Raw genomic sequence first — 7440 nt, 5'->3', positions numbered from 1 at the left:
CGCCGCTAGCTTGGGTATTTTCATTTTCAAAACCGCTCGTTTCGGCGCCGGCTTTAATCTCGCCCGCCGAGTTACTCGCTGCGGCGCCGCTTTCTTTTGTGCCGCTCTTTATAGCGGCAATATTTTGCGTAGCGGACGCCTGCATATCTAAATGCGCGCCGCTCTCGGGCGCGTTCACCAGTCCTGCAAATTCGGAATTTTCAAAGCTAAATTTGAAGTTTTTATCCAGCGGCTCGCCCAAAAATATCAGCCGCTCCTGAAAGATATAAAGTCCCGCCGCGATCGCCGTATAGAGACACGCCGCGATAATACACAGCCTAAATAAAACTCTCATCGCCGTCCTTTAAATTTAAAGCCGAGGCGCAAAAGCGCGCAGCAGTACGCGAAATTCCATCTCGCCGCTAAGCTTTAAACTCGCTCAAAAACCATTGAAATGCTAAGATCAGCCCCGGCGCGCGCACGATCTTTTCGTCGAACATAAACTCACGCACCTTAGCTGCAGGCAGGTAGAAAAGCTCGATCTTCTCGCCGTCCACGCCGCCGCCGCGACCGATCTTCATCGATTCGTCGATACACGCGAAGTATAAAATTTGACGGTTCGCCGCAAAGCCCAGGGCGCTGTAGTAGCTCGTGATAAATTTCAGATCCTTCACGGCATAGCCCGTTTCTTCGAGCACCTCTTCGATCGCCGTTTGTTCCTCGCTGATGCCCTTGTCTAAAATGCCAGCGCAAAGCTCATAGGTGTAGCCCTTTTCGGGCGAATTTATTAAATTTTCCTCTTGATAAAACCACACGCTGGGGCGAAACTGCTTGACGAGCAAAAGCGCGTCGCGCTGCGTATGATAAAGCAAGATCGAGACGCTATCGTGCACCTTTACGCAGTCCCACGCGCGCGCTACGCCGTCTATTTCAAAATTTAAGCGAAAGGGTTTAACGAAATTGGAGCTTTTAAGCTCGGAAATTTTGAAATTTTTTATAGTAGTATCCATGTCGCAAGTCCTAAAAAGCTAAAAAATCCCACGATGTCCGTCACCGTGGTAAGCAGCACGGAGCTGCCGACGGCGGGATCGATATTTAATTTTTTAAGCGTGATCGGAATGACGGCGCCGAAAAGCCCCGCGAGCGTTAAATTTAGCACCATCGACATCGCAATCACCAGCCCCAAAAGCTTAATGCCGAACCAAAAATACGCCACAAACCCCATCAGCGTGGCAAAAATGAGACCATTTATAAAAGCGATCGTGATCTCACGAAAGAGAACCTGCTTTTTGTCTTTAAACGCTATCTCGCCCAAGGCTAGGCGGCGCACGGTTACGGTAAGCGCCTGCGTGCCGGTGTTGCCGCCCATGGAGGCGACTATTGGCATAAGCACGGCGAGCGCGACTAGCTTTTCGATAGTGGCGTCAAAAAGCCCGATGATCGTAGAGCTTACGATCGCCGTGCATAAATTTACCGCTAGCCACACAGCGCGCGCGCGTCCCGCCTTAAAGATCGTAGTCTCATCGTCCTCCGCTTCGTCATCGACGCCCGCAAGGTTGTAAATTTGCTCGGTGGCGCGCTCTTGGATGAGATCGTGGATATCATCGGCGGTGATACGTCCTATGAGCACGCCGTTAGCATCGACAACGGGAATGACGTTAAGGTCGAACTCCTCAAAATCCTTGATTACGTCGTCGATCTTGTCGGTATCGGTGGCGAAGTGGATTTTGTTTTCGGCGCCGAATTTTTGTGAAATTTGCTCCAGCGTGAGCGAGAAATCGTATAAAATCAGATCGGACGTCGAAAAGGTAGTAAGCAGATGTCCCTTTTTATCGAGCACGAAGAGCTGAAAGACATTCTCGATCTCGTCCTTTTCGCGCATAACGCGCAGCATCTCGACCGCCTGCCCCAGGGTCTGATCCTGCCTCGCGCTAAAGACCTCGGTCTGCATATACGCGCCCGCCTCATCTTCGCTATATTTGGAGATAGTAAGAATATCGTGGCGATCGTCCTCGTCAAGCCCATAGAAAATCTGCTCGGCCTTGTCCTCGTCGATTTCGCCGATGTTTTGCAAAAGCTCTGCCTGATCGTCGCTTTCGAGCTCCTCGATCGCTTCGACGATCTTTTCGTGAGGCAGAGTTTCGATGACATCTTCGAGCATATGCTCGGGCATCTCGAGCGCAGCATCAGCAAGATCCTCAGGATCTAGCTTTTTTAGAAATTCTACGTATTTTTCTTCGTCATGCTTTTTTAGAGTTTTTAAATGCTCCGTAAGATCGGCGGCACTCAGCTCATGCTCAAGCGTATCGCCTAGATGCGCATCAAGAAGCGCTTTGGCTTCCTCGACGTCGTCCAGCTGCTCTTTATTTTCCATTTTTGGCCTTAATTTATCGTGATAAGCGACTCGTAGTTTTCAAATTTAGCCGGGTTTTTTGAGCCGTCTTTAGCCGCAGCCATTCTGGCATCCATATCTTTGACGAGGGCTTTAAATTTAAGCTCCTCAGCGCTTATAACGTTAGTTTTTTCAATCTTGACTACCTTGAGCGGATCTATCGCCTGCTTATTTTTATAAAGTCCGAAGTGCAGATGCGGTCCCGAACTAAGCCCGGTCGAGCCCACGTAGGCGATTAATTGGCCTTGCTTGACGCTAACGCCTGCTTTTGTGCCGCTAGCAAAGCCACTAAGATGTGCATAAAGCGTGCTGATACCGCCTCCGTGGTTGATCTCTACGGTATTGCCGTAGCCGTTTTTACGCCCTACGAAGCTAATCTTGCCAGCTCCTGCTGCATTTACCCTAGTGCCTTTAGGAGCTGCATAATCCACACCTAGATGCGCGCGATAGCGCTTTAAAATCGGATGAAATCTTTTGGGGGTAAAATACGATGAAATTCTAGTATAAACAAGCGGCGTAATAAGTAGAAAAGATTCGACCTTTTTACCGCTTCGGTCGTAGTATTTATCATCGAAAAAATATAGCGATTTGGGCTTTTTATTTTCCTCGATCATTCCTGCGGTGATATTTACTCCGCCAAAAGGCTTGCCAAGGCGCGTTTTTTGCTCGTATAGAATCACAAGCCGATCGCCCTTTTGCAGCTTTTTAAAATTTACCTCATTTTTAAAAACAAGCATAAACTCATTCGCTAAAGCCGCATTGCCCGTAGCTTTGATGATGTCTTGATAGGGCGAGCTTTCGATCTGAATTCCTAAAGAGTAGCTGTTTTCCTCATAAACTATCGGAGTATAAACGAATCTAAAAGTGCCGAATTTATCGCGGTATATGTGGATCTGAAGCTCCTCACTGACAGGGATTAGCAGCTGGGAGACGCGACCTGCTGGATCACGCAAAATTTGACACTCCACGCCAGCTCGCACCTCAGCGGCAAGCTCCTGATCCTCTTTATCCAGGTCATAATATACAGACGCGGGAATGCCCGCAGTTTCCATAAACTGCAGCAGACTCACGCCATCGGGCCAGGCAAACTTCTCTACGCTGGGGTTGTTCGCAAAAACTACGCCTATCCACAGAAAAAGCAATATAAAAATTCTAGTCATATAAAACCGCTTTGAAATATTATTTTAAGGCGGGATTGTAACGAAAAAACGCTTATATTTCGTAAATACCGCGGAATTTTATCGCTAATTTCAAAGTTTTATGTATAATTAGCCGAAATTTTATTCAGGAGCAGAATTTTGAAAAAAGCTTTACTTATTTTAGGTCTATTTTTAAGCGCGGCGATAGGGGCGGAATTTAACATGCCGCGATACGAAACCACCCTACTTAGCGTAAAGGATGGTTCGGGCGAGATCACAGATAGCCCTACGATTGCCGTAGGTAGCAGCGGAGTGGTGATGCATAATTTCGGTAGCGGCGCAAGCTCCATCATCGCGCGCGCAGTCGTGACGCAAAAAAGCGCAGGCAAGGCAAAGGTGCGATTTGAGGTTTTTGATATGTTAGCTCAAGAGGCGCTGCCACTGCCTAAAATTTTACCCTCAAGCGGCGATAAAGTGATCTTAAATTTCCTCTATGACCGCGCCATAATCGTCGCGCCTAACGCTGAAATTTACGAGCAGGTTATCAAGGCTTTTCCAAATATAAATTTTATCCACCCAGATCTTGGCGGTGCCTATCTTAGCTACAACCACAAGCCAAATCCTAGCCGCGACGATTTTCGTAAAATTTGCGCGCAAAATAGCGCCGGACTGATTTTTATCGCGATGGATAAACAAGGCGTATTTGCCGACTGCGGCAGCTTCAAGCCTTTGCGTACGTTTGCTAGCGGCAGCGTGGCTTATTATCAGCTGCCATTTTACTCACGCGTAGGCGAGATAAAGACCGTCATTTGGGACTTTACTAATGGCCCGATCAGCGATTACGACAAACACTACCGCTATTTGCTGGGCTTAGATGGCGACGAATAGCGCTGCGCGAGCATTTTTTACAAATCTATTAGGCGCGGATAATGCCTATTTTGACGAGGCTCATCGCACGGCATACTGCTACGACGCGACAAAAAGGCGCTGTCTGCCGGACGGCGTGCTTTTCCCGCGAAGTGAGGACGATGTCAGTCAAATTTTAAAATTCTGCAACGAAAATTTAATCCCCATAGTTCCAAGAGGCGCAGGTAGCGGTTTTACTGGTGGATCTTTAGCCGCAAACGGCGGAGTGATTTTGGCATTTGAAAAACATATGAATAAAATTCTAGAAATCGACATGCAAAATCTACTCGCCGTAGTCCAACCCGGCTGCATAAATATCGATCTGCAAAAAGCAGCCGCAGCGCGCGGGCTTTTTTATCCGCCCGATCCCGCAAGCCAGGATTATTCCACGCTAGGAGGCAATGTCGCCGAAAACTCCGGCGGCATGCGCGCCGCAAAATACGGTATCACCAAAGACTACGTAATGGCACTGCGTGCGGTACTGCCTAACGGCGAGGTGATCCGAGCGGGCAAACGCACTATCAAAGATGTCGCAGGCTTCAACGTGGCAGGAATTTTAATCGCAAGCGAAGGTGCGCTTGCTGTCATCACCGAAATCACGCTCAAGCTCATCCCAATGCCAAAGCTTAAAAAGACCGCGATGGGCGTTTTTCCTAGCGTAGATGCAGCAATGAATGCCGTGTATAAGACAATGGCAGCCGGTATCACGCCCGTGGCGATGGAATTTTTAGACGCGCTGTGCATAGCCGCGGTCGAGGAGAAATTTCACAAAGGCTTGCCGAGGGATGCGGGCGCGATTTTGATCTGCGAAACAGACGGCAATTTAGAAGCGGTGCTTTTGAAGGAGCTCGCACTCATAAAAGAAATTTTCGTTCAAAACGGCGCGAGCGACTTCCGCATCGCAGAAAGTGAAGAGGAGCGTGCGGGCATTTGGTTTGCGAGACGCAACTGCTCGCAGGCGATCAATATCTACGGCACGCTTAAGCTAAATGAGGACATCACCGTCCCGCGCTCGCAACTGCCCGAGCTACTGCGCCGTATCGCGCGCATCGGCGATAAATACGGCGTGCGCGTGCCCTGCTTCGGGCACACGGGCGACGGCAATGTCCACACCAACGTCATGGTCGCCGACAAAAAGGACGAAGCTCAGGTGCGACGCGGACATGACGCAATCACCGAAATTTTCAAAGCTGCAGTTGATCTTGGCGGTACGCTCAGCGGCGAGCACGGCATCGGGCTAAGCAAAGCAGAATTTATGCCACTAGCTTTTAGCGCAGCAGAGATGGAGCTATTTCGCGCAATCAAAAGGGCTTTCGATCCAAAAGGCATCTTAAATCCCGGAAAAATGGGGCTTTAAAATTAAAATCCTCATCCAACTTCTACGGTGATTTGAAATCGATTTACCCTGCTTACCCCATCTAAAATTTTACTTTCTTACAATATGCCTACTTAAAATTTATCTTGCTTGCAATTTAGCTTATTTACAGGCTACTTCGAGTTAGTTTTAAGCTTGATCTACCCATTTACAGATCGATTTTGCTTGCTTTGCGATGAATAATTTTACTTGTTTATTGATAGATTCCATCCACTTGATAATTGATTTTACTTACTTCGCAGATTGATTACCTCGTGCGATCTTTTTTGGATATTTTTGCCATATCAGCTGTGATTGCATAGCTACTCGCTAGTTTGCGCAATTTTTTCTCTTTCAGGGATACACTAAGATTATGATGAAATCCCTATATCGCGATGGATAAGTCTATGATAAGTTAAAATTCTGTCAATAAAATCCACAGCATAAATTAAATTCCAAACTTCCAAAATACTGAAATTTTAAAATCACTATCTATCGATATTATCGCAATATGCGAAATTTCAGCAATAAAATTTAAAGATAAAATTCCACAAAATTTCATAAAATCCCATAAAGCTCCGTCAAATTTCTAAGTTAATTTCGATCTCGCCGTATTATCATCTAGCTAGCCATACTATCTATTTAGTCGCATTAGTAGCATTAGCCTCGCTTGCATTTATTTTATTCATCGCGGCTACTACGTTGCAGCTAAACTCAGCTCCCAGCTTGCAGGCTTTGTCGTAGTAGATCATCGCCTTATCCAGGTCTGGCTCGCCAAATTCCTTCTTTGAATACGCTAGCCCAACCCTTTGGCATCCCTCTGCCAAAGCAGCATCGCAAGATTTGAGGAAAAACTTAAGAGCGCCCTGATAGTCTTTTTCTTCGTAGCTAGCGACCGCAGCGTTCAAGCAGCCCTCGCCTAATCCCAAATCGCATGATTTGGCAAAAAAAGCGAACGTATTTTTCTTATCCGCATTTTTATAAGAGATTATCGCGGCGTTGTAGCAAGCTTTGGCGGCTCCCAGCTCGCACGCTTTGGAATAAAACCGCGCGGACTTGCCCTTATCTTTCGTAGTTTTATATAAATTTTGCTCGTCGTAATATAAATCTCCCGCGATAGCACAGCTATTTTCCAGCCCCGCTTCACAAGCTTTTTCAAACGGCTTTTTTGCTGCCTCATAATCGCGCTCCTCAAGCAAATATGCTCCATAGTCTTCGCACGAATTAGCCCTACCGATGCCGCATCCGACAAACGAGACCGCCTGCGGGAAAAATATCTGCGCGAGCAAGTAGGCTGCTACGATTAGCGCGGCAATCGACGCTAAAATTTTCATTTTTGCTCCTTTTAAATTTTAAAAATAATTATAGCAAAAAGCGAGGGATAAAATTTTAATTTTTGATAATAGCTGTGAAATTTCCGGCGAAATTCCTGCAAAATTCCTATCAAAATCCCAAGCAAAATTTTTGAATAAAATTCTAAACGGAACTTTGAGCGGAATTTCAAAAAGACAAATTAAAATTTTAATTGCAAGATTGTTTTTATGGCTGGCTATCCCACTTTTTTACTCGCACGTCTATGCGGCATCCACGGCGCCTGCAGTATTTATAATAAAGCATTTAATCCTGAGGTCTGAAACACCTACGGACTCTACAATGGTAATTTATCAGGG

The 7440-nt window shown here is 46.7% G+C and carries 7 protein-coding genes and 1 pseudogene; 3 read left to right on the top strand and 5 right to left on the bottom strand.

From position 1 onward, the window contains the following. The 4 genes and pseudogenes from Q0256_RS02815 to Q0256_RS02800 all read right to left on the bottom strand — a co-directional run. Window positions 1-334: pseudogene (locus Q0256_RS02815) on the bottom strand (hypothetical protein); the annotation flags it as partial. A 67-nt stretch (window positions 335-401) separates the two neighbouring features. Next, window positions 402-989, bottom strand: a complete 588-nt coding sequence (locus Q0256_RS02810; protein WP_297959856.1) for an NUDIX hydrolase — start codon at window positions 987-989, stop codon at window positions 402-404. Beyond that, entirely contained in the window at window positions 974-2353 is a 1380-nt protein-coding gene (mgtE, locus tag Q0256_RS02805) for a magnesium transporter (protein ID WP_297944684.1), read from the bottom strand. Before mgtE ends, Q0256_RS02810 begins: the two co-directional genes overlap by 16 nt. An 8-nt stretch (window positions 2354-2361) precedes the next feature. After that, window positions 2362-3531, bottom strand: coding sequence for a peptidoglycan DD-metalloendopeptidase family protein (locus tag Q0256_RS02800; protein ID WP_005871954.1), 1170 nt, complete (start codon window positions 3529-3531; stop codon window positions 2362-2364). Window positions 3532-3669: 138 nt separating this feature from the next. Between Q0256_RS02800 and Q0256_RS02795 the strand changes: the two genes are divergently transcribed. Together Q0256_RS02795 and Q0256_RS02790 are read left to right on the top strand one after the other, a co-directional pair. Continuing rightward, window positions 3670-4398 (top strand): plasminogen-binding N-terminal domain-containing protein, encoded by a 729-nt coding sequence (locus tag Q0256_RS02795; protein WP_297959854.1) that lies wholly within the window; start codon window positions 3670-3672, stop codon window positions 4396-4398. Then, window positions 4385-5773 (top strand): FAD-linked oxidase C-terminal domain-containing protein, encoded by a 1389-nt coding sequence (locus tag Q0256_RS02790; RefSeq protein ID WP_297959852.1) that lies wholly within the window; start codon window positions 4385-4387, stop codon window positions 5771-5773. The genes Q0256_RS02795 and Q0256_RS02790 overlap by 14 nt, the downstream gene beginning before the upstream one ends. 635 nt (window positions 5774-6408) lie before the next feature. Here the strand turns inward: Q0256_RS02790 and Q0256_RS02785 are convergent. Beyond that, complete coding sequence (locus tag Q0256_RS02785) at window positions 6409-7104, bottom strand: tetratricopeptide repeat protein (RefSeq protein ID WP_297959850.1); 696 nt, start codon at window positions 7102-7104, stop codon at window positions 6409-6411. A gap of 130 nt (window positions 7105-7234) precedes the next feature. Between Q0256_RS02785 and Q0256_RS02780 the strand changes: the two genes are divergently transcribed. Further along, window positions 7235-7440 (top strand): hypothetical protein (locus Q0256_RS02780; RefSeq protein WP_297959848.1); only part of this gene is annotated, 206 nt, incomplete at its 3' end.

The organism is uncultured Campylobacter sp., from assembly GCF_937949835.1.
In the GTDB taxonomy this organism is placed as follows: domain Bacteria; phylum Campylobacterota; class Campylobacteria; order Campylobacterales; family Campylobacteraceae; genus Campylobacter_B.
Note: the sequence above shows the minus strand (reverse complement) of the source record. Positions and strands in the feature narration are given on the sequence as shown.